General features: G+C 61.4%; 29 protein-coding genes and 1 pseudogene. 15 read left to right on the top strand and 15 right to left on the bottom strand.

Going from position 1 to position 25,449, the window contains the following annotated elements:
- The first annotated feature begins 133 nt into the window (after positions 1-133).
- On the top strand, positions 134-709 hold the full coding sequence (locus E3O65_RS17285; protein WP_338419195.1) for a putative immunity protein: 576 nt from the start codon (positions 134-136) through the stop codon (positions 707-709).
- 188 nt (positions 710-897) lie between these two features.
- Here E3O65_RS17285 and E3O65_RS14490 read toward each other — a convergent pair whose 3' ends face one another.
- Positions 898-1,347: a DUF1129 domain-containing protein gene (locus E3O65_RS14490; protein ID WP_134364441.1), complete on the bottom strand. Its 450-nt coding sequence runs from the start codon at positions 1,345-1,347 to the stop codon at positions 898-900.
- Positions 1,287-1,631, bottom strand: coding sequence for a PadR family transcriptional regulator (locus E3O65_RS14485; protein WP_134364440.1), 345 nt, complete (start codon positions 1,629-1,631; stop codon positions 1,287-1,289). The genes E3O65_RS14490 and E3O65_RS14485 overlap by 61 nt, the downstream gene beginning before the upstream one ends.
- Positions 1,632-2,358: 727 nt before the next feature.
- Here E3O65_RS14485 and E3O65_RS14480 point away from each other — a divergent pair.
- Positions 2,359-2,955 (top strand): recombinase family protein, encoded by a 597-nt coding sequence (locus E3O65_RS14480; protein WP_134364439.1) that lies wholly within the window; start codon positions 2,359-2,361, stop codon positions 2,953-2,955.
- 67 nt (positions 2,956-3,022) lie between these two features.
- Here the strand turns inward: E3O65_RS14480 and E3O65_RS14475 are convergent, their stop codons facing one another.
- Both E3O65_RS14475 and E3O65_RS14470 read right to left on the bottom strand, forming a co-directional pair.
- On the bottom strand, positions 3,023-3,514 hold the full coding sequence (locus E3O65_RS14475) for a hypothetical protein (RefSeq protein WP_134364438.1): 492 nt from the start codon (positions 3,512-3,514) through the stop codon (positions 3,023-3,025).
- Between the two features lie 71 nt (positions 3,515-3,585).
- Entirely contained in the window at positions 3,586-4,011 is a 426-nt protein-coding gene (locus tag E3O65_RS14470) for a hypothetical protein (protein WP_134364437.1), read from the bottom strand.
- A gap of 1,283 nt (positions 4,012-5,294) precedes the next feature.
- Between E3O65_RS14470 and E3O65_RS14455 the strand changes: the two genes are divergently transcribed.
- From E3O65_RS14455 to E3O65_RS14445, 3 genes are read left to right on the top strand one after another with little or no spacing between them, the layout of a single operon-like run.
- A complete protein-coding gene (locus E3O65_RS14455; protein ID WP_134364436.1) occupies positions 5,295-6,149 on the top strand; it encodes an alpha/beta fold hydrolase in 855 nt (284 codons plus the stop codon).
- Positions 6,150-6,171: 22 nt separating this feature from the next.
- Positions 6,172-6,774, top strand: coding sequence for a TetR/AcrR family transcriptional regulator (locus E3O65_RS14450; RefSeq protein ID WP_338419194.1), 603 nt, complete (start codon positions 6,172-6,174; stop codon positions 6,772-6,774).
- A complete protein-coding gene (locus tag E3O65_RS14445; protein WP_134364434.1) occupies positions 6,767-7,174 on the top strand; it encodes a hypothetical protein in 408 nt (135 codons plus the stop codon). The genes E3O65_RS14450 and E3O65_RS14445 overlap by 8 nt, the downstream gene beginning before the upstream one ends.
- Before the next feature lie 331 nt (positions 7,175-7,505).
- On the opposite strand, the gene E3O65_RS14440 is transcribed toward E3O65_RS14445, so the two are convergent.
- On the bottom strand, positions 7,506-8,066 hold the full coding sequence (locus tag E3O65_RS14440) for a recombinase family protein (RefSeq protein WP_134364433.1): 561 nt from the start codon (positions 8,064-8,066) through the stop codon (positions 7,506-7,508).
- Positions 8,067-8,513: 447 nt separating this feature from the next.
- Between E3O65_RS14440 and E3O65_RS14435 the strand changes: the two genes are divergently transcribed.
- Positions 8,514-8,918 (top strand): hypothetical protein, encoded by a 405-nt coding sequence (locus E3O65_RS14435; protein ID WP_134364432.1) that lies wholly within the window; start codon positions 8,514-8,516, stop codon positions 8,916-8,918.
- A 57-nt stretch (positions 8,919-8,975) separates the two neighbouring features.
- Here E3O65_RS14435 and E3O65_RS14430 read toward each other — a convergent pair whose 3' ends face one another.
- Genes E3O65_RS14430 through E3O65_RS14420 form a run of 3 tightly spaced genes read right to left on the bottom strand, consistent with a single transcriptional unit; the run spans position 8,976 to position 11,325 of the window.
- Entirely contained in the window at positions 8,976-10,457 is a 1,482-nt protein-coding gene (locus tag E3O65_RS14430) for a HEAT repeat domain-containing protein (protein ID WP_134364431.1), read from the bottom strand.
- Positions 10,457-11,086, bottom strand: coding sequence for a PDDEXK family nuclease (locus E3O65_RS14425; RefSeq protein ID WP_134364430.1), 630 nt, complete (start codon positions 11,084-11,086; stop codon positions 10,457-10,459). The genes E3O65_RS14430 and E3O65_RS14425 overlap by 1 nt, the downstream gene beginning before the upstream one ends.
- A complete protein-coding gene (locus E3O65_RS14420) occupies positions 11,083-11,325 on the bottom strand; it encodes a helix-turn-helix domain-containing protein (protein WP_134364429.1) in 243 nt (80 codons plus the stop codon). Before E3O65_RS14420 ends, E3O65_RS14425 begins: the two co-directional genes overlap by 4 nt.
- Positions 11,326-11,388: 63 nt before the next feature.
- Here E3O65_RS14420 and E3O65_RS14415 point away from each other — a divergent pair, with 63 nt between their 5' ends.
- Positions 11,389-13,125 carry a DNA methyltransferase gene (locus E3O65_RS14415; protein WP_241985763.1) on the top strand — a complete coding sequence of 579 codons (1,737 nt, stop codon included), beginning with the start codon at positions 11,389-11,391 and terminating at the stop codon, positions 13,123-13,125.
- Positions 13,126-13,404: 279 nt separating this feature from the next.
- On the opposite strand, the gene E3O65_RS14410 is transcribed toward E3O65_RS14415, so the two are convergent.
- Together E3O65_RS14410 and E3O65_RS14405 are read right to left on the bottom strand one after the other, a co-directional pair.
- A complete protein-coding gene (locus E3O65_RS14410) occupies positions 13,405-13,629 on the bottom strand; it encodes a hypothetical protein (RefSeq protein ID WP_134364427.1) in 225 nt (74 codons plus the stop codon).
- 346 nt (positions 13,630-13,975) lie between these two features.
- A complete protein-coding gene (locus E3O65_RS14405) occupies positions 13,976-14,125 on the bottom strand; it encodes a hypothetical protein (RefSeq protein WP_241985764.1) in 150 nt (49 codons plus the stop codon).
- A gap of 451 nt (positions 14,126-14,576) precedes the next feature.
- On the opposite strand from E3O65_RS14405, the gene E3O65_RS14400 reads away from it, so the two are divergent.
- From E3O65_RS14400 to E3O65_RS14385, 5 genes and pseudogenes are all read left to right on the top strand, one after another.
- Complete coding sequence (locus E3O65_RS14400; RefSeq protein ID WP_134364425.1) at positions 14,577-14,849, top strand: hypothetical protein; 273 nt, start codon at positions 14,577-14,579, stop codon at positions 14,847-14,849.
- 12 nt (positions 14,850-14,861) lie between these two features.
- A complete protein-coding gene (locus E3O65_RS14395; protein ID WP_134364424.1) occupies positions 14,862-15,398 on the top strand; it encodes an LPD29 domain-containing protein in 537 nt (178 codons plus the stop codon).
- A 16-nt stretch (positions 15,399-15,414) separates the two neighbouring features.
- Positions 15,415-15,636 (top strand): hypothetical protein, encoded by a 222-nt coding sequence (locus tag E3O65_RS14390; RefSeq protein ID WP_134364423.1) that lies wholly within the window; start codon positions 15,415-15,417, stop codon positions 15,634-15,636.
- A 134-nt stretch (positions 15,637-15,770) separates the two neighbouring features.
- Positions 15,771-15,986, top strand: a pseudogene (locus E3O65_RS17635) (type II toxin-antitoxin system HicA family toxin); the annotation flags it as partial.
- 71 nt (positions 15,987-16,057) lie between these two features.
- Positions 16,058-16,543 (top strand): hypothetical protein, encoded by a 486-nt coding sequence (locus E3O65_RS14385; RefSeq protein WP_134364422.1) that lies wholly within the window; start codon positions 16,058-16,060, stop codon positions 16,541-16,543.
- Positions 16,544-16,611: 68 nt separating this feature from the next.
- On the opposite strand, the gene E3O65_RS14380 is transcribed toward E3O65_RS14385, so the two are convergent.
- Positions 16,612-16,998 (bottom strand): hypothetical protein, encoded by a 387-nt coding sequence (locus E3O65_RS14380; protein WP_134364421.1) that lies wholly within the window; start codon positions 16,996-16,998, stop codon positions 16,612-16,614.
- Positions 16,999-17,385: 387 nt separating this feature from the next.
- Between E3O65_RS14380 and mobF the strand changes: the two genes are divergently transcribed.
- Positions 17,386-21,285, top strand: coding sequence for a MobF family relaxase (gene mobF / locus E3O65_RS14375; RefSeq protein ID WP_134364420.1), 3,900 nt, complete (start codon positions 17,386-17,388; stop codon positions 21,283-21,285).
- A gap of 173 nt (positions 21,286-21,458) precedes the next feature.
- On the opposite strand, the gene E3O65_RS14370 is transcribed toward mobF, so the two are convergent.
- The 3 genes from E3O65_RS14370 to E3O65_RS14360 all read right to left on the bottom strand — a co-directional run bounded on the left by E3O65_RS14370 (position 21,459) and on the right by E3O65_RS14360 (position 23,504).
- Positions 21,459-21,782, bottom strand: coding sequence for a hypothetical protein (locus tag E3O65_RS14370; RefSeq protein ID WP_134364419.1), 324 nt, complete (start codon positions 21,780-21,782; stop codon positions 21,459-21,461).
- Positions 21,783-21,823: 41 nt separating this feature from the next.
- On the bottom strand, positions 21,824-22,756 hold the full coding sequence (locus E3O65_RS14365; protein ID WP_134364418.1) for a hypothetical protein: 933 nt from the start codon (positions 22,754-22,756) through the stop codon (positions 21,824-21,826).
- Between the two features lie 499 nt (positions 22,757-23,255).
- Positions 23,256-23,504: a hypothetical protein gene (locus E3O65_RS14360; protein WP_134364417.1), complete on the bottom strand. Its 249-nt coding sequence runs from the start codon at positions 23,502-23,504 to the stop codon at positions 23,256-23,258.
- 36 nt (positions 23,505-23,540) lie between these two features.
- Between E3O65_RS14360 and E3O65_RS14355 the strand changes: the two genes are divergently transcribed.
- A complete protein-coding gene (locus E3O65_RS14355; protein ID WP_134364416.1) occupies positions 23,541-23,963 on the top strand; it encodes a hypothetical protein in 423 nt (140 codons plus the stop codon).
- Positions 23,964-24,256: 293 nt separating this feature from the next.
- Here E3O65_RS14355 and E3O65_RS14350 read toward each other — a convergent pair whose 3' ends face one another.
- A complete protein-coding gene (locus E3O65_RS14350; RefSeq protein WP_134364415.1) occupies positions 24,257-25,018 on the bottom strand; it encodes a M15 family metallopeptidase in 762 nt (253 codons plus the stop codon).
- A gap of 151 nt (positions 25,019-25,169) precedes the next feature.
- On the opposite strand from E3O65_RS14350, the gene E3O65_RS14345 reads away from it, so the two are divergent.
- Positions 25,170-25,355 (top strand): GNAT family protein, encoded by a 186-nt coding sequence (locus tag E3O65_RS14345; protein ID WP_134364414.1) that lies wholly within the window; start codon positions 25,170-25,172, stop codon positions 25,353-25,355.
- The last annotated feature ends 94 nt before the right edge of the window (positions 25,356-25,449 follow it).

Genomic DNA, 25,449 nt, shown 5'->3' with positions numbered 1-25,449 from the left:
TGAACTCAACGAGCGGCCACGCAAAACCCTCAAACGAAGCACCCCAGCCGACCTGCTCAGCGAGCTAGTCTCGAGGAAGGAAATAGTCCCTGTTGCTTCCACCGTTTGAATTCGCCGATCCGATTCTGAGACCATGTGTAAAGGTGAAAGCATGCTTTCCCCACAATCATTGAGCGAGAACGACCGCCGAGTCGTCGCCGCATGGGCCGCGGATTGCGCTGAGCGCGTTCTGCCCCTGTTCGAGCAAGAAGCGCCAGATGACGATCGAGCAAGGGATGGAATTACCCGCGCCCGAGCTTTCGCCCGCGGAGAGCTGGACACGGCGGGCGAGATTCGTCGCCGCTTCGCCGCGGGCCGTGCCGCCCAGGCTGCCACTTCCCCCGCCGGCAAAGCGGCGGCCTGGGCGGCCGGCCAAGCGTCCGGTGTCGCGCACATGGGGGCGCACGCCCTCGGCGCTGCCGCCTACGCCGCCAAAGCGGCCCAGTTGGCAGCCCCCGACGGCGGAGGTGCAGCTGAGATTGCGTGGCAGGTGGAAAACATGAATCAGACCGTGAAAAACGCTCTCCAACAATTGCCACTCCTCGGGGAGGATTCGTCCGGCCCGCTCGGTTCTGGACTACTTGCCTCGGGTGTTCTCGGAGAGAACATCCGATCCCTTCAGTCCGCATTTAGCGAGACTGCGCAACTCGCCCGCCTTAGTGTCCGGTAGCCGATCGTCTACCGGCCACTCTCCCAGTTCGGCAACACGTGTGACTTTTAGCGCTCTGTGGCGGCGTTCTGTGATCGCTATTTTGTGCGTAGCGCCCACTGTGGTGCTGTTCCCCGCAAGGGGAACCCCTCGGGGGCGTTGCCCCGGCGCGGATGCCTTCAGAACGAGTGGCGCATCGTGCGGTGGAGTCACTCACCACGGTTGGAGCGAGGCGCTGGACGGAAGTAGTCGATCAGGAAGCCACCAAGAACGCCGAGCGCCAGGACCACCAGGGCTGGCCACAGCAGCACCGGTCCGGTGATCACTTCAATGTTGAAGTCGATCAGGGCCTTGAGGGCAAATATGGCAACGATGTACGCAAGCGCGATGATGGCTGCGGCGATCACCACGCGACTGCCGAGTGTTCGCCGTTTCACCTTAGGGAAACTCGATGCGTATTCCTCGGGCGTCCCGAACTCAGATTCTGCGGAGGTGCCGGTGGTTGATGCATGCGCGCGAACTTCTTCGAGCACCTCAGCGATCTGCGACTCCGGGGTGCCGCGCATGCGCAGGTTGAAGGCGAGGTCGTGTTCATACGTCATCGTGCATCCCGTCGTGTCGTTCGAAGAATAGTGAGGGCGTCGTTCATGCGGTTCCATGTGGCGATTGAACGATCGAATTCCTTAGCGCCGAGTGCTGTCAGGGCAAAGACCTTCCGTCCTGGTCCAGCTGCGTCGTGCTCCCACACGTGATCGACGAGACCTTGCTCCTCGAATCGCCGCAGTAGCGGATAGAGCGTGCCGCCCTTGATTCGATCAAAGCCATGATCTCGAAGACTCTCGATCATGGCGTATCCGTGCCGCCGCTCGACGCTGAGGAGCGCTAAGACTGCCTGTGGCAGGGCTGCCCTTGTGAGCTCTGCGAGCCAGTCGATCTCAGTCATGGCTAGATAGTAACACTACTTAGATAGCCGCTTCCGTCGTGTCTCGCCAGCTCGGGTCGAAGGTCAATCTGCTCGCCTGAGGATCACCCCCCACGATGGCCACAGGGTAAGAGCTGAGATTCACGAAACGGCGTCGGTCGTGATCCTTTCAGCCGACCACCTCGCTGGCCTCCTTCGATTGGGAGCCGAGCGTCCGGAAGGGGGACCCTCATGGGCACAGAGCCATGGTCCTTGGCGGCGGGAATGAGCTGTGCAGGCGAGTGTGAAAAATGTGCAGCCGAGTACGCAAATCGACAACGGAGAATTCCAGCGCTCCTGTCGACCTTGCTGTCCCGGTTATTCCGCCCGGACAAGATTCGCGCTCCGGTGTGTTTTTCGCGACAAGCGCTCCCTACTCGACAGTCTCGAAACCCTACGGATATATGGCGTCTCACGGCCCCGTTCACAGACCCCTGCACGAACCGCGGAATCTCGCGGCGCGATGAATCTCGTAACTTCGTTGCATAACCTCCTGGTTGGATATCCGCACTCACTGTTAGTTATGCGACGTTCACGGCGTACAAGGAGCAGTCTCAGAAAAGTAAAGCATTTCGAGGCACGCGAAACCTCTCCCGAGCCGTGGGAAGGAATGGCGGATTTTCGCCGCAGGATCTGTCGTGGAAAGATGTCTTACCGCAAAGTGTCTTTGCTTGCCCGTTTCTAGCAGTTGTTGAGCCAGAATGGGCCGATGAGACATCTTGGGTACACACGCGTCAGCACCAGAAGCCAAGACGCAAAGCTCCAAGTCGACGCCCTGGTCAAATCGGGTGTGCAGGAGCGGGACATTTTCGCCGACGTTACCTCGGGCAGCCGAACCGCGATCTCACGCCCTGGGATGCAGAAGCTACTCGAGTACGCCAAACCTGGTGACACGGTCGTCGTCTGGCGGGTCGACCGACTCGGGCGGTCCCTCATCGATGTTTTGAACACGGTGAAGCTGCTTCGAGAGCGGGACATACAGGTGCAGAGCATCTCGGATGGCATCGACCCGTCGACGACGTCGGGCCGATTGATGCTGAACATGCTCGCCACGTTGGCCGAATACGAACGCGAACTGATCACCGAACGCGTGAACGCCGGGATCACCGCCGCCCGGAAAGGCGGCACCAGGTTCGGCCGGCCCCTGTCCGATCCCGTGGTCGTAGCCGACAAACTCAAGCTCGTCACGGAAGCCCGAGCGAAGGGCCGCACTGCCGAGGATGCGGCAAAGCTCGTCGGGTGGAGCCGTGCCACTTTGTATCGTCACCAGCAGGCCCTCGCGGCGCGCGAGAGCACGCGCGCGTAGCCAATCAGGTTGGCCACGGTGCTCCTAGGGTGTTTCATGACTAACAGTTGCGACCTCTCAGGTGCGCTCAGGCCTGGTCTGTCCGCGCCAAGATATCCAGAATCGTGTCTCGGTCTGCTTCTCTAGTACCCACGCCGAAGTCGAGCCAGTCGGGCTCGCCCATGGTGCCGCCGACCTTGCAGGTGAGGGCAACATCTCGTCCGTCACTGCCCTGGGCACTGGTCTCATCGGTCGCCTCGATATAGATGCCGATCGCACCGTCTCCGCGCGGCAACCAGGTCGCGTCTTCAAACGGTGCCCACGAGATTCCGGAGAGCGCGTCCGGGGCGATTATGGCCAGGGTCTGTGCTTTGCACAGAGCGTACGCGTCGATCGACTCAAGGCCGGTGTCTGCGCCACGCGGTGCCACTGATGGTGCCGACGCGGACTCTTCGGGAGCGGCAGTGGCGGAAGGCCCGTCGCTTGCCGGCTGCTGCGCCGCGCGGGTCCCGGACGCGCATCCGGCGAGGGCCATGGACGCAAGGACGACCAACGCGGGCAGCAGTACAGTGCGTCTCATGGCTCAAGTATGGGCGCCGAGAATGCCCTGCAATGGAACATGGTCGCGCCCCAATTCGGGGGACGACGGTCTCACTGATCGAGGCCGCTGCTCGCGTCGGCGAATTCCGCGGCGAATGCCGGCACGAACGCAAGCATCATGGGGTTCATCAAGTAATAGAGCACTCCGTCGCGCCAGGCGAATCCACTGCCCATCGACGGGTCGTCGCTGGGCTTTGATACATACACCCAGCCTGCGATTCCGAAATCATCGCTCGCTGTATGCCCATCCGTCGCAAACTCAGTCTGGATTGAGTCCCACTGCTTCTGGCTCGTTGCAAGTTGGCCAATCATCACGGCGCCATCCAGAAATTCAGCACCATTGACACTGCCACCGCACGCTACGCCGTCGGTGACCATCCTGTCCACGAGCGGGTCGACGGAGTCGGGCTCGTTTTCCTCTAGCTGCACAAGGCGCCCACCCGCCCCGATAACATCCGCCACAACTTGTTTCGGCATGATCTCGTCACAACTCGCTAGCGCGCTCTGGGTGTCAATGTTGGGCTGATTCTGGGCCGCACATCCAGCGGCACCTGCTCCGAGAACCAAAACAAGTGCGAAAGCGAAACACGTCCGAGCAGTTGTCCCCATGAAATTGATCGTATCTCTCCTATGCAAGGCGCAAGGGTATGGCGGTGGCCCGAGAGAAAGGCCGGCTACGCGGGCGCAGCCCGAAGCTCTCTCCCGCTCAGGAGAAACATGAGGTATCGGTTGACCCCGGCGTGCTTGGGTATTACTTCGCTCCCGCCAGCGAACTCTGGAGCTCTACTGTCGATCTGAAGGCGGCGGACTCAGATGTGTCCAAAGCACCACTTTCTTGCCTCCATGAGATACAGAAAGTGGAGTTCACCCTCGAGGGCAAATGATGCTCGCCCATTCATCGCCTACGGTCCGCCGCATCTCATAACCTGGGCGCCTCATAACCTATGGAATATGAGCCGGGGGATCGCCTACCGACCACTCCCCCAGCTCGCCAACACGCCCGGAATGACGCGGCCTCACAGCGTCCGGTAGACCCGTCCGAAATAGGTCCCGGTGAATGGGCCCTATGTGAAACTGCCGGCATGACGGGATTACTGATTGGCTATGCGCAAGTCTCCACGGACGCTCAGGACCTCACAGAGCAACACACTCACTGCCCTGGGAGTCGCGCCGGCACGCGTGTACGTCGTTCTGGCCGATCACGGCGACCCTTTCCCGCACAATGTAGGGCATGAGCTTGGCCGTAGGATGCGGAATTATCGCTCCAAATAGACGCCCGGGAACCGGGTTGTTCAGCGGGCAGAGGCAGAGATTGAACTTGTTTGAGTCGGGAGAGCAATCGACATACCGGAACTCATCGCCCGTCAGAAAACGGGGCAAGGCTCCGACTAGGAACCGGCTGGCAGAGCAGAAGCGAAGTGCACCTCAAACAACACCTCACTCATACGGTGTTGCTACGACCCCTTGAAGCCGCCCATGGGATGCGAGGCACTCACGTTACGAGACAGGTCCGCGAGCAAGTGCAGTCACATGGTGCCCCGGGCGGTTATTGCCTTGAGCGGCTCGCATGAAGGGGCTGCCGCTGAGCGGGCCGGGTGACCACGGGGTGGTAGGAGTCCGTCGGAGCGCCCAGCCAGCATCTCTGCCCACCGATGTCTAGTTCGAAACAACGATCGCAGACGTTCGATCGATGAGGGGTAGCCAGCGTAAGCTATAAGTGCTAGCTTTTAGCTACCGCACGTAGCCAATTGGAGGGCATCATGACGGAGACACTGACCATCGATGAAGGGACCATCGCCTACGACTTGCAGGGTGACGGCCCGCTTGTCGTGCTGGCCCACGGCATGGGTGACAGTCGACACTCATACCGATTCATCGTCCCCGCGCTTGTGGCGGCCGGCTACCGGGTCGCTAACGCGGATATTCGCGGTTGCGGCGAGTCGAGCGCCGGATGGTCGCAGTACGAGCGCACCGATATCGCGGGCGACCTCGTAGCCCTCGCGCGTCATCTTGGGGGGCCCGCCGTCATCGTAGGCCAGTCGATCAGCGGTGGGGCGGCGACTATCGCCGCTGCCACGGCCCCCGATCTGGTTGCGGGTGTCGTCGAGTTGGCGCCTTTCACTCGTAAGCAGTCGGCTGATCTTGGCGGGTTGCTGCGTGTCCCGAATCACCGGCGCGGGACGGTCCAGTTGGCGAAAGTCATGCTGGGCGGCAGTCTCAAGGGTTGGATGAACTACCTGAACCTCGCGATCCCTACGAAGCCCGCGGACTGGAGTGCCGAACGCGACCGCATCGAGACGACGCTGAGTAACCGGGACCGTATGGGAGTCCTCAAAGCCATGACCAAGACAAGCCCGGCTGACGCCGGCGCCCAGCTGGGCAACGTGCGCTGCCCGGTCCTCATCGTTCAGGGCGGCGCTGACCCGGACTGGGCCGACCCCCGGGCCGAAGGCGAACGCATCATCGCAGACCTCCCGGCCGGCCTCGGGGAGCTGGCCGTCATCGACGGCGCTGGGCACTACCTGCACGCCGAGACGCCCGAGAAAGTTCTCGGTCTTCTTCTTCCTTTCCTGGCCAGAACGCTTCCGGCCACCACCCCGGCACACCATGCCTAGAGCGGGCCTTGACGCTGATGTCGTGACTCGGGCCGCCGCCGCCCTAGCCGACGAGACCGGTTTGGTAAACCTGAGCATGAACGTCATCGCCGAACGCCTCAGCGTGAAAGCACCCTCGCTCTACAAACACGTCGACAGCCTGTCCTCGCTCATCCACCGCATCGCGATCCTTGCCACCACCGAGCTCGGCGACGCCATAAGAGATGCCACGCAAGGCCGAGCCGGCGGGGACGCACTTGCCGCCGCAGCCCACGCCCTCCGGTCCTTCGTAGGGGGACATCCCGGTCGGTATGCCGCGATTCTCGGTGCCCGGCCCGGCGGCCCCGACGATCCGCTGCACGCGGCGCTGAGTCGGAGTCTCAACTCCTTCTCGGCAGTCCTACGCGGTTACCAACTCGATCTGGCGGAAGAGACCCACGCACTGCGGATGCTCCGCAGCAGCCTGCACGGTTTCGCGTCCCTGGAGATGTCCGATGGCTTCCAGATAGGCACCGACGTCGACGACAGCTTCGCCTGGATGATCCAGTTCATCGACCAAGGCCTGCGTGCCGGTGGCGAGTCTTCGAATTCGGGAAAGGGTGATCGGGTCGCGGCCCGATCAGTGACGGGTGCATCCCGTGGCTGACCTCGAACGCGCGTCCTCGCGCACCCCGAACTCGCACCCGCGCAGTCCCGGTCATGACCCGGTCCGCGGCGGCCTCCGCTTTGTGACTGAGCTCGTCGCATGGGTCGCGACCCCGTGGGCATTGTGGCCACACTCGATCCCGCTGGCGATCGGTGTCGTGGTCTTGCTCATCGGACTTCCGGCCGTGTTCAGCACGCCCGGCGACCGTCCCGGCGGCGGCGGACCCGTGGCGGCACCTGGCATCGTGACCATCCTTCTACTGGTGGCTCAGCTGGTCGCGGCAAGTTGGGCGTCATGGGTGCTCTGGCCGTGGTGGATTGCTGTCATCGTCACCGCGCTCTGTCTCGTCGTCGTCGTTACCGAGCAACCACGATGGCGCGCACTCACTACACGACGGTGAAGCTACCGCGTTCTTAGAGACACTCTTCGATGAGTGGAGCGCGCCGTGATCGGGCTCCGGATAAATGCCCGAGGAACAAACATGCCGGCCGCGCCTGGCAAAAAATTGGCGCCTGGCCTACACAACCGTCTGGGCAGGCACTCGTCGTGAATCAGGGTGCGTTCGCAGACGATCGTTTGTGGGCACGTCGAGGGTTGCGCCAAAGAGTGATCACATATCGCCGCCATTTTGTCGCTTCTCGAGGTCGCCTGCACGGCCCGCCGCGTGTTTCCGCGGAAGGTGCACGCGACCAGGAGCGGTCAGCTATTCACGGTCGCCTGCGCAACCTGGTTTAGACCTCGACGCGGAGGTATGCATAGACGGTTTCTCGGCTGATGCCATAGTGCCGAGCGAGGGCAGCTTTCGGAACGCCGGCTGCGGCCTTCGCGCGCAGCTCGGTAGCTCTCTTGGCGTCCAACGATGGCGCGCGGCCGCGGTACGCGCCGCGCTGCTTTGCCAGACTAATGCCCTCGCGCTGACGTTCACGGATGAGGGATCTCTCGAATTCCGCAAACGCTCCCATCACGTTCAGCAGAAGCGTTGCCATCGCGTTGTCGTCGCCGGTGAAGGTGAGCTGCTCCTTGACGAACTCGACGCGCACCTTTTTCGCTGTGAGAAGGCGCACGATCGCGCGCAGGTCCTCGAGGTTGCGGGCCAGGCGGTCCATCGAGTGCACGAGCACAGTGTCACCGTCTCGGGCGAAATCGATCATCCGTTCCAGCTCGGGCCGGTTCGCGTCTTTGCCTGAGACCTTGTCCTCGAAGATCTTGTCGGTCTCGACGCCGTCGAGCTGACGGGCTGTGCTCTGATCGAGGGTACTCACGCGCACATAGCCGATTCGCTGACCTACCATCTGCACACCACACAATCTGTCAGGTTGAACTCTAAGAGCCAGACAGGAGTGGTGTCAATAAATGCAATTTCGATTCCAACTGGACGGGTTTCACCGCACTATCTGACGTCAAGCTGGCGTGTACTCCACCTAGGCATACCATCGGAGGACAGACGCGCCCGGATTGAAACAATCCGGCAAAGTGGAGCCGCCGGTTGGGGTGCTTCGTGTCCCGAAGGGAAAGCCCCCGCCTACGAGGGGAAGGCTTTCGACCTCAGTCGGCGCCATGCGGTCACTGCTCTGAATGATGTGGTCATGAAACATGCATGCAGTAACTGACCTCGGCACGTTGACGCTAGGGTCGGGTCTGTGGGGTCACCGAAGCTAGATTCACCGAAGTCGAAACGGGGACTCCTGGCAATACTGCAGAGCCCACCCCTCACTTCTGGACTGCGGACCATATCCCGAGTGAAACTCGCAACCGAGACTCTCGGGTGCGACTTCTATACCGTCGCGAATATGTTCGCCACCCCGGTGAGGGACACGGTTCAGCTTGCCCGCATAGGCAGCACAGCAGATGGATGGATCAAGGCGCGCGGCTACCTCGAAGCTTGCGTCGACCAGCCGGAAATCACTGACGCTCTGCTCGCCTTTGGCGTTGTACCGCCGACTGGTTCAGCACGATTGCACTTCAAAGATCAAGCTGATTGGATTCAGGAGAAGCTCTTGACTCGAGGAATCCGCACCTGGATGGTGGGAGGCCGGCCAGCACATCCCTCTCGTTGGCAACGAGAAACGCACAGGCTTATGCCAGGAGTTGACTTCCGTATCGCACTGGCCCATTTGCTAACGGAATCAAGCTCAACTGATTGATTCCTTCGCGGCCAGGGCAACCCAATCTCGCGTCCGCTGACGCGAGCGCTCAAGGGCCTATCCGGCCGACTCGAGGCGGATCCGATCCTTATGCTGCATCGATGTGACGGCACTGATTGACTGTCCTTCCAGAAACCTCAGCTCCGTCAGGTTGTTCGGCTCGTTATGTGTGTCCTGAATATTTCGGCGCCAGAGAGCCTCCAACGCGGCCTGGTCCTCAATGCGGAGTTGTCGAGCCTGTCCTCCAATAATCTCTGGACTGATCTGGCCAAGGCCTTGGATGGCCCACTCTCGGGACTCGTAGCCGGCCGCGGCCTCAAGTAATGCCAAGACAGATTCGGACTTGGCTAGCAGCGCGGCTGCCAGTGGAGCCCGCTCAGGGACGCTGAGTTCTTGAATGAGGCCCTCGATTTCGACCGGTGAAGGCACACCGAGACTCGCCTGCGCGTGCCTTCGCACCTTCTGACTGCTATCGAAAGCGAGCTCCCATCCGAAACTGAAACGGTCATGCCAGGCAATCCCAAGACCCCAAACTGCTGCCGCCCGGATTTCTTCCGTCAGTTCAGCGTTTGAGGCAATCAAATACAAAGATTCGGCTGCGCTATTCAAACCAGTGAGTTCAGACAGGACTAGAACGCGCTCCATTTGCATGGCGCCGTCCCCTGGGCTGTCATCGAGTTTCGCCAAGATAGCGACGGCATCAACATCCCCTAGTCGTGCAAGCGCACCCCACGCCTCGATTCGTAGGCGCATGTCGCGAGAGTCGTCATTCGCAATGGTTTGGACTGCGAGTCTGAGCGATTTCATGGAGAGGAGGCCAATAGCCTTGACTGAGGCAAAAACCTCAATCTCGTCGTCACTTTGGAGCGCACCCGAAAGGTCCCACACGTCGCCCTTGCAAGACAAACCACGTTCGGGAACGACAGTAGAGCCGATCAGAGTGCCTGCCACCACCAAATCATCCACCTGAACGAGAGTCACATTCGAAGGACGGCCGAGCGTGCTGGTCTTACCATCTATGTCCCGGATTCCGACCTTGCCGTCTTTGACTTTCGTGACGAGACCGTCACGTTTTGCAAGCGTAATTGGCCAGTAAATGTCGCGCTCGGAGCCATCGGCTGCGCTTTTCAATGCACCCTGTTTTGGCTCTACATTTCGCATATCCCCTGTTGATAAATACAGCGGGTCTCCGATGACCAACGGGACACCGTTCTCGTCTGTGACCACGCGGAGGAAAGCGAACACATCACCGGGTCTCATGCCTGCATCCCAGTTGCGGCCTGGCTGTGCGCTGTGGCTGAGTTTGACTTCAAGGTTGGTCTTGGCTTTCGCTTCAAACCGACGGCCACAACGGGTGCACAGCAGATCCGCCATTCTCAATCGTTTGACCTTGGTCGTCCAGATCTTATTTGCCATGGCATAGCGTTCGAGCTCCACCATGTGATGGCCGCGACCTGTCAGGTCAGTTGCGATGCGATCGGCGCCAAGCGCGCCCATAGTGATAAAGCGGGCAAACTTGCTGTCTTCTTTAAGCCCCACTAGCGCAGCGTGCGGCCAGTCGGCTGTACGGGGATCGGCCAGACCTGTACACCGTGTTCCGCCACGAATTTGAGCGGGATCTTGGGGTTATTCATGTGGTTGGGGGCAGCTCCATCAACCTGACCCTGTTCACCGAGTTTGGCCTCCCACTTCTTGAAGTAGTACTCCAATTTTGCGGGAGGAATCTCATAGATGACTTCCGGACGTGACTGGTTGAATACCGCCACAATCCAGAGGAAAGTAGCCCGATATCGAGCGATATTAGTCAACGTAAGGGTGTGCTCAGTCGTTATCCCCAAGGATTCTTTCCGCTTCCCTGAGGAGCTGACTCGCGCGACGGTTTTCATCTCGTACCGACGGCCTTCTCCGTCTTCAGCGTCATCGCCTCCGCGATCCAGCTTCCGAAGATTGAACAGGCTGAGCATCAATAGCTCCTTGTAGCCCCCATCGTCAAAAACGTTGTGAATGCTCCGGAGACTTGCTGCTTCTTGAAGCTTGACTCCCTGTTCCAGCAGAAGACTGATATCTCCTGAGGGCTGAAGGACAGGCAAGTGCGCACCGTCGAGCGAGACACCTCCGCCGAGTACTGGTTCTGGAAGCTCCAGAGGCTCGATAAGGCTGCCAGTCATTTGTTCTCCCCCAGGAACAGGTCAGACGGCGAAACATCGAGTGCGGCGGCGATGGCCAGAATATTATCTAGCCCAACGTTCCGCAGCCCGCGCTCTAGGCTGGACACGTAGGTCCGATGCATGCCCGCTAACTCTGCTAATTCTTCTTGCGAGAGGCCGCGGTCTTGGCGGATCTCTCGGACTCGTTGGCCGAAACTCAGGTGTTGAGCACGCAGCTCTTCGTCGTTTCGTTCCGGCATTGTGCTCGAAGACTATGAGGAAAGCAGACTATGGGTCTACAGACTATGAGTAACATTGACCAGGTGACTGAAGAACTCTCTGTTGGTCGAAGCGACCCCACTTACATGGCCCACGCGTACCTGACAAAGGTCCCCACGCCTGCGATTAGACCCTTTATTGAGGCCTATTCCGTCCCGGGCGGTATTGTTGTCGATCCGTTTGCAGGCTCTGGAATGACCGGCGTTGCCGCCGCGATGCTGGGCCGAAAGGCCCATCTTTCCGATATCAGTGTGCTCGGCCAACACATCGGTCGAAACTTCGTCAATCTCGTCGACAAAGACTATTTTCTTGACCAGGCTGCGAAGGTTATCGCAGCTTCGAAAGCGGATCTCGGAGATATCTACTCGGTCGAGTGTGCAGCCTGCGGTCAGGATGCGTCTCTCACCAAAGCCGTCTGGTCCGCGATTGTGGAATGCACAGCATGCAAGAAGCCAGTGAACTACTACCGGTCGATGGAAGCGGCGAACTGGCGCAAGCCAGATATGGTGTGCCCAGACTGCCACGCCCCAGTTAGCACGCGGAATCCGCGTTTGGGCGAAGAACCGGTTCTCGACTCGATCAACTCCAAGTGCTCGGCAACGCTGCTCGATCAGGAGCCGTCTGGACTAGCCACCAAAATTGATCTAGGAGCTATCCCCTACCCGCACGTAGAAATAACTGCGGACCGGCAGATGTACCGCGCGTCAGCGCTGGGAAAAAGTGGGAGGACGACGATTGCTTCCTTCTACTCTCCCAGGAATCTGGCCGTGCTCGCTACTCTGCGGCGGCACATCGGTTTGGTGCCCGACGCCCAGCTACGAGGCAAGCTACTCTTCGCTTTCACTGCATGTCTCACCCGTGCTTCAAAGCGCTACCAGTGGTCAAAGCAGCGTCCGCTCAACGCCGCGAACGCGAATTACTACGTTGCTCCGGTCTTCTACGAGTGGAACGTCTATGAGCTGTTTGCCCGAAAGATTGCGGCGGTCCTCAAGTCTGATGAGCATGTTCGAGCGAAACGACGTCAGCACGTTTCAAGCTCAGAGCTGGAGACCCCCGACGTTACCTATGACGTTGGCAGCGCAGAAACACTCTCCCTGGCTGACAACAGTGCCGACTATGTTTTCACAGATCCCCCATTCGGATCGAACCTCTTCTACGCTGATATGGCTCTCTTCCAGGAAGCATGGCTCGAGGGGTTCACTGACGTGGATCAGGAAGCCGTAGTCGATCGGACTAAAGGCGGGAAGCGGACCGCTGATCGATATGAAATGCTCCTAACCGGTGCTCTCGCAGAGTGCAACCGAGTTGTCAGGCCGGGTGGCCACATCAGCATGGTCTTCGGGAATTCCTCGGGAAGTATGTGGAGTCTGGTCCAGAGATCGATCGCAAACGCGGGCCTCATGATCGAGCCAGAAAAACTCGTCGTCCTCAACAAAGGTCAACGCTCAGTCAAAGGTCTCGCTTCAGGGTTCGAGGACGTAGCCACCCTGGACCTAATCATCACGATGCGCGCGTCCAATGGCGCCTCGACCACCGATCTCAAGCCTGTCGGTCGAGACACGGTTGCCACCCGGATTAGAGAGCTGGCAGAAGCCAGCCCAGCAACCCCGAGTCACCTGTACCTTGAGCTTCTAAGAGCTGGCATCCGCGAAGGATGGGAACTAGACCGGCTTGATCTGCGCGATGTCACATCGGCTCTTCTGGACGACGGTTGGGATGTCGATTCGAAATCGGGTCGTCTCAGCAAATCCGATGCCGAAGAGGTTGTCATTTCCGCTTAGTCGCATGCGCAAGGGTGCGGCAACACGCTTCAGTGCGCAACTCACTCCAGCCACCGACGAACTTGCCTCAATTCCCGTAAGCCCAACGGCGGATTCAACCGGTCAACGGGACAATGGGGTGACTCGCTCCCCGGGACATCTCGGCGATGGCGCGTCACCGAGGGTTTACATCGCGAACAGGTCCGGCATTAGAAGGGCGAGGTCACACTGAGGGCAGCGTTGGTAACCCTTGAGCCCTTTGCCCGTAGTGATGAGCTGGACATTCATCCCAGTGCCGCATTACGGGCAGAACGGCCCGCTCCATGGGACCCCGTCGTTGGCAGCCCGGTCAAGCTGAGCGAAGACGAGTCGGGCGACCTCGATCGCGTCAACGCGAGCATCCGAGCCGGGCACGGAGTTCGCCACGTCCCGGAGCGCGACGTCGACGGGGGCAGATCCAGTAACAGTGAGGAGCTCCCCCGCGACGGTACGAGACAGAGCCTCCTCGAATTCACTTCGGCTCATCACTCCCCCGCTGTCTAGTGAATATTGGCTTCGACGTACACCGCGTGCGGGATCCACACAAGTGCTAGGCCGTTGACCTGGTTAGCTATCGCGGGATATCTCACCCATGCGCGTACGGAGGTTGGCTCGCTGGCCAAAGTGGCCGGTAGCCCACCTAACTCAGCGGGAATCAGGCTGATCGGGCGCGATACGAACGCGGCCCCATGGGGCGGTTCCGCCTGCTCGAGGGTGTCAGCCCGCACGGATTGTTGAGCATGCGGGGTGGCGGGGTGCTTAGTGTCCGAACCCATAAATATATTAAATATACGTCCGAATTTACTGAAGTGCGCAGGTATGTGGTCTGGCGTTATTCGGCTGCGCGCACGTACATGACCACGTGATCGGCGGGGATCGCGGCGCGCAGCTGCTCGACGGCAGTCCATCTGTCCGGTGCTTCGATGGTGACGGGCGTTGACTCGTTCGAATCTCGCGGGCGGTGTTCCAGATCCCAGTTCACCCCTCCAGTATCTGGCTGCAGGTGAGCCAGCCTGGGCTAGACAAGGCGGACCAGGCCGCATACGGGGCAACGCCAGAAGGGGCTCGCCGGCGACCCTCAACCTGCAACGGGGTGAGGCGCCGCTCACAATTTGGGGGAGCGCCCGACGGGTCCAGCGGCATGTCGGCACGATAGCCGACCCCACCGAACCCCGCACTCGAGCTGAGGAAAGGCGGTGGTCTTGGTGCCCCGGTGTGCAGGCTGGCGCACGTGAACTTTGTTGCTTTTCGTCTGGGGAATTGTTCACTCCGTGCTGTCGGCGTCAAGCCGTCGTCGCAGTTTCGGCAAAACTTTCTCCTCCGCTGCGCTCCTCCACAACTTTGGCCTGCAACCGCTCCTTGGGGCTTGACCCCGGCAGCACTCCATGAGGGCGGAAATTCGCCGAAAGGCAAAAAAATTTGGAGGAGAGAAAATGCTTGAACAGATCAGGACTCACCACAGCGCAGCGGATCCCGTTGGCGTTGAGTGGAAAATCCGACACCTCACCCGCTCGATCCGGAGCCGCGAACGGATGTTGACCTGGGGAGGGTTCGCCACACCCCACGTTCCCGAGAGCCCCGCCGTGATCGCCCAGCGCACCGCCGCCCAGCTCACAGCGATCGCTGACCTCCGTGCCCAGCTCACCCACTGGGAAGCCATCCAGGCCAACCAGACCACCATCACCAACGCCACACGCAGCAACTAAGGAGACCAGACCATGACCGAATACATCAGCACCAAGGACACCGCCAAGCTGCTTCGCACCGCGTTGAAGAACGCATTTCCCGGCGTGAAGTTCAGCGTCCGGATGAGCACCGGCACCGCGTCAGCCTGGATGAGCGTTTCCTGGAGCGACGGCCCCACCGACTCCGACGTACGTGCGATCACCCGCCAGTACAAGGGCCGCAGCTTCAACAGCATGACCGACAGCTACGACGACAACGGGTCAGCGCTCGTCGCGTTCGACGGCGACGACATGCCCCGCGTCGTGCACTACAGCTGCGACGGCATCAACACCCACCGCGACCACACCACCGCCGGATACCGCGTCGCACAGCACCTCATCAGCACCGACAGCGACCGAAAAGACCTGGTGCTCTTCACCCCCGGCGGCGACACCATCACCGGCGCGACGTTGCCCCAGAGCCTCTACGTCGCCGGGCACTTCCATGACTACATCTACAGCCCCACCCAGCTCGCCCAAGCGATCCTCCGCCGCGTCAACCTCTGCACCGTCACCGCGCCCACCCGATAGACCAGGAGCACCAGAAATGACCACCACCACGATTGACACCGACGCGGCCGCGACCTTCACAGAGGTATTCGCGGCCGGGGACTTCGCGGGCGACGTCGGGCCCCGGATGAGCTGTACCGAAGTTGACGCACTGGCCGGGATGCTCCGCGCAGTCGGAGCAGACACGGCCGCCGCAACGTGGATCGACGCGCACGCCGCCGCCGACGACGAAGGAGACAGCCACGGCACGGATCAATAAAGCACCCTGAAATCGCATAGTCCCCCTAGATATATTTGATCTAGGGGGACTGTACTTATATCAGGGTCAACGAAGTGAAGTACCGGGACGTGGAATGCTTTTTGCGTGACGAAGGGTGAACGGTCGTTCGCCAGACAGGGAGTCACATCCACTGGCGCAGCGCGGACGGCACGGAGCGACTCTCGATCCCACCACACGGGGGAAGGTGTCGCCGGGAGTTGTCCGACAGATCATTAAGAAGGTGCCTAACACTCCCAGGGATTGGCGTAAAGAGTCAGTGGTTCCCGGTGGCACCGTGGCACCGTGGCACCGTGGCCCCGGTGTCACCGGGACTGTTAGACAGTCAATGAAACCGTGCAGAGTTCACCAGCTCGCGCCCGTGACCACACCCACCACCTAAGCCAGCGCGCGAAGGGAAGAAGTGAAAGCCACAGAGCCGGAACGGTTTTGGTCTCACGTTGTCAAAGGCCCCGCCGCCGATGACTGTTGGATATGGACGGGTGCTATTGCCGATGACGGTTACGGCCGATTCTGGACGAAGGCCGGCGACGGCCAAAAGGTCATGCGACCGCAGCGGTTCGCGTACCAGCTCGCGACCGGAACGGCGCTCCCGTCGTCGGTTCTGCTGCTGCACTCGTGCGACGTGCCTATCTGTGTGCACGCCGTCATAGACGCGGCAGAGTCGCACCTATCCGAGGGCACCCACAAAATGAACATGCTCGACCGGGCGCAAAAAAACCGCCACGCTAATCGGTGGTCAGCATGGCGATTCAATGGACTTGCGCGAGAAGAACGGACGCAACGCTCCCGCGATCTTCGAGACGTGATTCTCACCCACGGCTGGGACCCCGAGCGGATGAGCGCCGCTCTCGCCGGGGTAGAAGAAACACACCCGCGCCTGTTCTAACCGAGACCCAGACCGACCCAAAGACCCAACCCGGAACCTAACGCCTACTGGCCGACCGGCGCACCTTCCTACTCAATACGATGTTCGACCGGAGCCGAATTCCCGGTGCCGGCTTTCGCGGGAACTGCAGAGACCGGCGCTGCCCGCTTTATGTCGCGCGCCGCGATCCCCAGACGCCCGGCAACCTCCACGCGGGAAGCCCCGGCGGACTGCATCTCGACAATGGTTGCCGCTGCGCTAGCGCGCCGGTCGGCGGTGTTCCGTTCGGCTTGCGCACGGACACGCACGATTTCTTTCTCTGCCAGCGCGTTGACTTCTTCGACCTGGTCAACGTAGGTGAAGTAATCCACGGCTAGGGACTCTAGCTTGTCCTCGCGCTCCCGGAACTGCGCAGACTTCTCGCGTGCGAGCTGACGGGCGGCGGTGAGTTTTGCGGACTTGCGTACTTCGGCCATGTGATCCCCCTGTGTTGGTCAGTGTCCAGTATGCAGGCACACCCCGCGGGCGCGAAAGCAGCACGTTGGGAAGCCAGCACGTCCGATAGGGGAATGGTCCCGGCCTGCAGGTGGCACCGTCACAGGCACGCCCCGCGGGCGCACAAGCGGCGCAGCGGAGGAGTGGTCCCGATCAGTAGTTGTGGTTCAGTTTTGCAAAGTGGCTCGCCTGTCGCTTATCGACCGCGTTTACTGCGCTTTCCTCGTTCCTCGTCGGCTACGTGCACTCCCAGCGGTCTCAAAGCACAGACGCAGTATCTTGCGATCCTGGCCACTCTCAATCCTCATTCTTCGTCAATCAATCTGTCACACCTCTGGCATTAGTAATGAACGAGGTAGGCTGACCCCATGATGACCATGCATATCCTCTCCGCGGGAGACGGGTATGCGTACTACACCAACGAGGTCGCGACCGGTGATGTGAAGCGCGAGGCCGGCCAGGAGCTGGGCGATTACTACACCGCCGAGGGCAACCCTCCCGGCGTCTGGGTCGGCTCAGGACTGGCCGCTCTGGGCGTCTCAGGCACCGTCACCGAGGAGCAGATGAAAGCCCTCTTTGGTGAGGGCCTGCACCCGGATGCAGAACAGATCATTGCTACCGCCCAAGGTCAGGGCAAGACCGCTGATGAGGCGATTGAGCTGGCTAAGTTGGGCCGCGGCTACTACTCATACAAGCAGGGAACCACCGACCTCCGCGAGCAGATCCAGACCGGCTACACCGACTTCACCCGGATCAACCACCGCGAACCTAACGCCGAGGAACGCCGCGTTATCCGCGTCCGCGAGGGCGCGCAGGCGTTCCGCACAGCCAAGGGCCGGCAGCCGGCGGACAAGGAAGAGTTGGGCCGATTCATCACCGCGGCCACCCGCCCGACGCAGCAAGCCGTTGCCGGATTCGACCTGGTGTCCTCGCCCGCTAAGAGCGTGTCAACGCTCTGGGGCTTGGGTGACAACGAGACACGGAAGGCGATCGAGGAGGAGCATGAGGCCGCGATCTGCGACACCATCGGCTACCTCGAACGGGAGGCAATCGCCACCCGCGCCGGCACTAACGGCGTGGCACAGATCGACGTTGAGGGCGGCCTGATTGCAACCAGGTTCCGCCACTACGACTCCCGCAACGGTGACCCGCAGCTCCACGATCACCTGGTGGTCGCGAACAAGGTCAAAGGCGTAGATGGGAAGTGGCGCACCATCGATTCCAAGCTGCTGCACCGCCAGGGGGTGGCCGCATCCGAGTTCTACAACCAACGCGTAATGGACCGAGTTACCGACCGTCTAGAGCTGGCAACCGAGCTACGCGAGGTCACCCCGGGCAAGCGCCCTGTGGTCGAAATCGCCGGAATAGATGCACGCCTCACCGCCGGTTTTTCGACCAGGTCGGCGGGGATCAAAGCGGCCATAGTCACACTCGAATCCGACTACCGCACCACCCACGGCCGGTCACCGGACACGAAAGCCCGCATTGCCCTGGCGCAGCAAGCGACCCTCGACACCCGGCCGCAGAAGCTCCACGCCCGCGCCCTCTCGGCACTGCGCCCGTTGTGGCGCGCGCAGGCCGCAACACTGGTTGGCGACCGCGCCGTGGGCGGAATTTTGGACACCGCCCAGGCGCACGCACGTGACGGCTGCACCCCCAAAGCTCCGGCCCAAAGCATCACCCTCGCGCAGGCCGCGGCCCAGGTCGTGGAGACCGTGTCCGAGCATCACGCAGTGTGGGGACCGCACACGATCGAGGCCGAATCCCGCCGCTATATCCAGGCGCAACGCAGCGCCGGCAACACCGTTGAGGGCACGGTCGAGCAGATCACCCAGCACGCCCTCAACACCGATTCCATTACCGTCACACCGCCGGCACCACACGGAGCATTCCAGCCCCTCACGCGCCGCGACGGCACCAGCATCTACGAACACAAGGGCCGCCAGCTCCTCACCTCTCGGAGCATCCTGGCCGCTGAGGACACACTGCTGGACGCCGCGCGCACCCGCACCGCCTCACCCGTGACCCGGGACGTATTCGATCAGGTCGCCGCGAAGGAAGACCAGCACCTCGACGCCGGCCAGCGCGAGCTTGCCCGGGTATTCGCCACCAGCAGCACCCGCCTTGTCGTGGGCTCTGGCCCCGCAGGCACTGGCAAGACAACGGCGCTACGCGTAGCGGCCCGGGCCGTCGAAGCGCAGGGCGGGAAGATGATTGGCCTGGCCCCGTCCGCCACCGCGGCCGCGGTGATGAAAGACGCAATCGGTATCAACGCCAAGACCATTCATTCCTTCAACTTCGGGATAGGAAGCTTGCCGGACCTACTCAAGCATCAAGGACGTATTGAGGGTTTGGACCTGAACCCGGGTGACGTGATCGTGGTGGATGAGGCCGGCATGGCCGGCACCACCAACCTGGCCAAGGTCACCCGCATTGCCGAGCTGCACGGCGCACACGTCCGCCTCATCGGAGACGACCGCCAGCTCTCTGCCGTCGAGGCCGGCGGTGCGCTGCGCCTGCTCGAAAACGAAGTTGGATCCGTCAAACTCGACCAGCTACACCGGTTCTCCAACAACGACGAAGCCGAGGCCACGAAGCTACTGCGCGACCCCGCGACAACGGGCGACCCGTTCGCTTGGTACGTCAAGAACGATCGCGTAGCCGGCGGTAGCGTGGACCGGATGACGGGAGACGTTTTCTCGGCCTGGCAGTCGGACACCACAGCCGGCCTGCACTCGGTGATGCTCGCACAGCAAAACAGCACCGTGGCCGAGCTCAACGCCCGCGCTCAGGCGTTCCGCATGAGTCAGGGAATCGTCAAGGGCAAGCAGTCAGCGCCGCTGCGCGACGGCCTGGCCGCGTACGAGGGCGACACCGTTGTGACGCGCGTGAACAACTCCCAGCTGAAGGTCAGCGGCGGCCGCGACATCATCAAAAACGGCGACCTGTGGACTGTGGAGAAAGCACACCCAGACGGAACGCTCACCGTCAGCAACCAGGGCACCGGGGGCACGATCACCCTGCCGAAGGCGTATGTGACAGGAGCGGTTGAACTGGGCTACGCGTCCACCATTCACCGCGCCCAGGGCATGACCGCCGACACCGCCCACGTCCTGGCCGACAGCAGCACCAGCCGGGAACTCGCCTACGTCGGCCTGACCCGCGGCAAGCACGAAAACCACCTGTACGTCGAGACCGCCGACGCCCAGCCGGTCAGCGACGTACTCGACCAGATCGCCGGCAACGCTGACGGCATGCTCTCGGCCACCGAAACCATCCGCGCCGAACAGGCCCGCGTAGATGACCTGGTGACCCTCATCGACCAATACGGCGACGTGCACGAACGCGCCGACGTGCGGCGCTTCGAGAAGATCGCCAACCAAGGGCTCGGTGAAGGCCTGGCGACCACGCTGCGCGAGCACGAGAGCTGGGGTGCGGTCGAGGCCGCACTACGCCACTCCGAAGCCGCCGGCATGGAACCCGCCGACACCATCCGCCAGGCGTGGACGCAACGCGACATGAACAACGCCCAAGACCAGGCCGCCGTGCTGGCCTCCCGGATCAACGACAACACAGACCGCCACCTGGCCACCGTGCCGGCCGACCAGGAAAAGGCCGCCCCTGCCGTGCCGGCGTGGATCGCACCGCGACGCTCGATCGACTCCGAACACACCGCCCCCGAGTGGCGCGAACACCTGGCCGCACGCTACGACTACCTACACACCCGCCTCGAGGAGCGCGGCGCGTCAATCGCGGCCGAACAGCCCGTCTGGGCAAGCGAGCTGGGCGAGGTGCCCGCCGACACCGACCGCCGCCAGCAGTGGACGGAACTTGCCGCCGAGGTTGACGTGTTCCGCACCCAGTACCGCATCGACCCCCAGGAAACCGCTGCAGTACCAGCGGACTACCGGCAGCGCCCCGTGGGCGCCGACCTGGCCGAACGGGTCACGGCCATGCACAAATCGCAGGTTCTCAGCTCACGTCCCGCCGCCACCGAAGACGACCGGCAGCGCGCCGCTGCAGCAGCCGCCATAGCCACGCAGCGCGCCCGTGAGAGCGTCAGCGCACCAACAGGCACACGCCCGGCCAAGACGCAGCAGACGACGACTGAGGCCCTCCGCGCCCAGTTCGCCCGCAAGGCCGAGCTGCAGCGTGAGCAGCTGCGCCGTGCCGGCCTAAACGTCAAGCCCCGCGAAGCCGGCGACAAGCGCAAGGACGAACGCAACCGCCCCGAGGACCGAAGTCGCGACGACGGCCGCGAGATGTAGGTCTCATCGGCACCTTGGGACGAGCCAGTGCACAGATACGTCATGCTGAGTGTACTGACAGGGCATCGCTTTGATGCCGGGCAGAGCCACACATGAACCGATTTCAACGAGAAGGCCCCAAGCCGCAGTAGCGGCTTGGGACCTTCAATAATGCGCTGCCAAAATGGTTTTGATTACTCTTCGGGCAGTTTCAAGCGGAGAGTGCGGGAGTGGGTCATCCACAACACAACACGTGACCAATACCCCGAATTAGCCAACAGCGGATGCGCAGCCCATCGATTCGCTCCAGCAAGAGCTAAACCGATAACTGAGGTTAAGCCGATGATGATTCCGAGACCCGAGGATGAAGCCACCGGACCCCAGATCACCACCCATGCACCCACCAGCACGATCACCATGACTGCTGCCAGTGGAAGACGTTGAACGACTGGATATGCCGAGTAGGCAAATAGGGTTCCGATACTCAGCCCGAAGAGTGATGCAATTACGTAATCCATATGTCGCCCAACCCTAGTATTTGTCGCCTTCTTTGGTGAACCTAGTAGCAGTCACCGTCTTTGTATGACATCGCGATCGGCGCCGGAACGACAGAGACGAATAGGCACATCCCCCGCCCCTTAGCGAGGCTCGCGCTGCCAATATAGTAGGTGGCCACGCCAGCGCACGTGGCGGCAAATACAGGTGAAGCCTTGGCCATAATCAGACATACGGCGGCAGAACCGGCAGCGTTTGAAATGTCCCTGGTCTCTGCCTTGTTGAACTTCGCCCCCCAAGCGGCAGCGTGCCAGTTCCACGCTGGATCGGCCACAATCGGGTACGCCGTATCAGCAGTGGGCTCCAGTACCTGGACGAGGCTGTTGCCGCGGATCTCGTACCGAGTGGCGACGTCAGCCCCATTAGCGTCTCGCGCCCATGCTGCTTCGAAGAGAGAGAAGCCGCCGTCACCGACGACGGCAATGGAACCATCCTCAGCCTCAACAGGCGTATAGCCCTCAGCAAAGTTGTAGGTGAATTCGTGAGGCCCGGAGGTATCGTTCGTGATCGTCTGAATCCGGGCGGTACCACCGTCGAGCACCTGGACGGCAGCGTCGGCGCCACCAGTTGCATTCGTGTAGACCACGGTGCCGTCGGTGGCAACCGTCGCCTCACCAACATTCACTTCCGTTGGAAGCGATATTGCGAATTGCCCTTTGGCAGCATCGTCGGTTGCACTCACGATGATGGGTTGCGAAGGATCAGTCGGAACGCTGACTCGAATTTGGCCGCTCTCGACGTCGATTGCTGTCGACGAGTCGGTACCGAACAGAACCTCGCCCTGGTCAGGTGCAACAGCGCCAATGAGTTGCGCCGTGGACTCGGTCGGATCCTCAACCGCACTGGCCGGTGCGATCCCGGCGAGTATTAGGGACCCTGCCGCTGCAAAACCTAGAGCTACTTGCCATGCCCGGATCTTGTTTGTAGTATTACTCATGTATTCCCCCCAACAGTCTCGTGCAAGCCTCATGCATGCACGATAAGACGACGGCTGGAAACTGCCGCCGAGTTCCGTTCTTTCTACTCCGACGTTGATATCGGTGTCCAGTCGTCACATATGTGGACTTGCACCCCCAAGCTCCGAGTAGTACAAGCGAAATTGGCACCCAACCAAGCGAACGGTCGAATACTCCGCTATCCGCGTAGGTTCCACTCGGCAGGGGGTATCGCAAGGGGAACTACCGGGCCGATGTTTTTGGTTTCGGAGAGGTGTCCGCGTTTGCGGTTGCAGAACTGAAAAGGGCCGTTGTGTGGATCAAACAGAGCTGCGCCGTGCCGGTCTGAATGTCAAGGCACGCGAAGTCGGCGACAAGCGCAAGGACCAGGCACCGTACCCGCGACGATGGCCGAGAGCGTTAGGACGCCAGCGGCGCCCACGGAAAAAGGGCCCCCGACACGATGTGTCGGGGGCCCTTTTTTGTTGGTAGAGGAGGCCGCTACCGCCGCCCGCTGCGTGCGTTAAACAGCACGAAGGCCACGGCCACGATCATGGCGAGCCCGCCTAACTCGCTCACAGGGAACGACGAGGAGAAGCGGGACAGCGCATCCGCGAGCCCGCCGACGATGACGCCGCCGGCAACAACCAGGGCGGGAATGAAGGGAATGAAGGCGGGGCCCGGGACCCGGCTATAGAACACCGCCCCGCCGATACCCAACGCGACGGAAAGAACCGCGAAACCCCCCACGACCCAACCCACATTTCCATGGTCCGGGATGTTGACGTGTTCCGCACTCAGTACCGCATCGACCCCCAGGAAACCGCTGCAGTACCAGCGGACTACCGGCAGCGCCCCGTGGGCGCCGACCTGGCCGAACGGGTCACGGCCATGCACAAATCGCAGGTTCTCAGCTCACGTCCCGCCGCCACCGAAGACGACCGGCAGCGCGCCGCTGCAGCAGCCGCCATAGCCACGCAGCGCGCCCGTGAGAGCGTCAGCGCACCAACAGGCACACGCCCGGCCAAGACGCAGCAGACGACGACTGAGGCCCTCCGCGCCCAGTTCGCCCGCAAGGCCGAGCTGCAGCGTGAGCAGCTGCGCCGTGCCGGCCTAAACGTCAAGCCCCGCGAAGCCGGAGACAAGCCTAAAGACCAACGCAACCGCCCCAACGATGACCGCACCAGATATGAAGGGCGGGAACGCTAGAGCGTGACTCTCGTCATCTGGCTCCGTCACAGTACGGTTGGCGCATGAGCATCCAGATCTAGCTACTTGCCACCATGAAAGTCTTGAATGCCCGCCTGGATAGCGATGGCAGAAGGCCGGCACAAAGCGCTAATAGTCAGAGGTCTCGCGCGCGACGGGAACGACCGAAACCCCCGGTGCTTCCGGCCCGGGGGTTTCGTTCCGCGCACGCGGTTTCGTGTGGGCGTAAGCCAGGCCGCTAGCTGATCACTCAGACCTGCCGTGTCGCCTGGCACCCTGGATGCTAGCGATACTCACTCAGCGACGCCAAAGTACCTACACAGTCGCTTGTACGTGTCCCAAGAAACACCAACGACGGTGCCGATTGCTGGCAACTGCATCATGTTTGTCCCGCCGCGTTCCCGCAGAAAGTTGATCTCGCCACGGAAGGTCTCGTACTCTCCCTGCGAACTGAATGTCGATCTGACACCGGGTGCCATGTGGATGACAGATCCATTCGGTGCGGCGAACACTACTTCCATGATTTCCTCTTCTTTCTTCGCAGATGCTTCATTTCCAGCGGCGCCGTTGAACTGCCAGTGCCATGGCTCGCTGTCCCAGCTCTGGGTAAATCCGTAGTTCACGGCGTTTGTCGTGAGCCACCCGTACTGCCGGTTCCAAATATCGACCGCCGTGCCGAATCCATGGGAAGAGCGACCAATGCCGGCGATGTCAACGTCTCCTTCGGGATTATCGATGAGGTTCTGCTGCATAGCGAGGTCACGGTATCCGCCATCGGGCGACGTGACTACCATGGTCGTTCCTGTCGCTTGTCGGCACGCTTCCACCATCGCTAGCCAGGCAGCAGCGGTCGAGCGTTCCAGCCGCTGTGTGCCGGAACTTCCCGGAACCGTCGTCAGCGCTGAGGCTGGCATTTGGCCATTGACCCAGTCGCTAGCAAGTGCTGGCGACGACGTCAGTTGGTCAACAAAAGCGAACGCAGCGATGGCCGCGATCGTGCCTGCAATCGCAGTTCTCCGACTCACGACCGGCGATGGCTTGATGTGCTGAGACATTGCAACAGCGAAGCACGAACACGACTCAATTCAGAACGACACTCCGCTCACTTTTGCTCAATCTCTGCCCCGGCAATGCCGCGTGAACGAAGCGAGGTGCCAGCATGCCGCACGGCGAGGTGCGTGTACGGGCTCCAGTCGCTACCGTTGAATGCAGCACGTCCTTGCGCTCGATTCTCGGCTGCTCGCGGTAGCGCCGACGGCGCGCAGCCGCGGCATCGGCGCCGCCCCGACCCGGCATATGCTCACCCTGGGCCGGGAACGCGGGGTGAGCCGCGTCGTGATGATTCGTAACCCAAATGCCTCGAATCTCATGGGCGGTTTCAAGGGGTCGTAGCAACACCGTATGAGTGAGGTGTTGTTGATGGCGTCGAGAGTGGTGTTGAAGGATCGCGAGAACTTGTTCTGGGTTCGGGTTCGCGAGGGTATGT

It is taken from the genome of Cryobacterium breve (assembly GCF_004402375.1).
GTDB lineage: Bacteria > Actinomycetota > Actinomycetes > Actinomycetales > Microbacteriaceae > Cryobacterium > Cryobacterium breve.
Note: the sequence above shows the minus strand (reverse complement) of the source record. Positions and strands in the feature narration are given on the sequence as shown.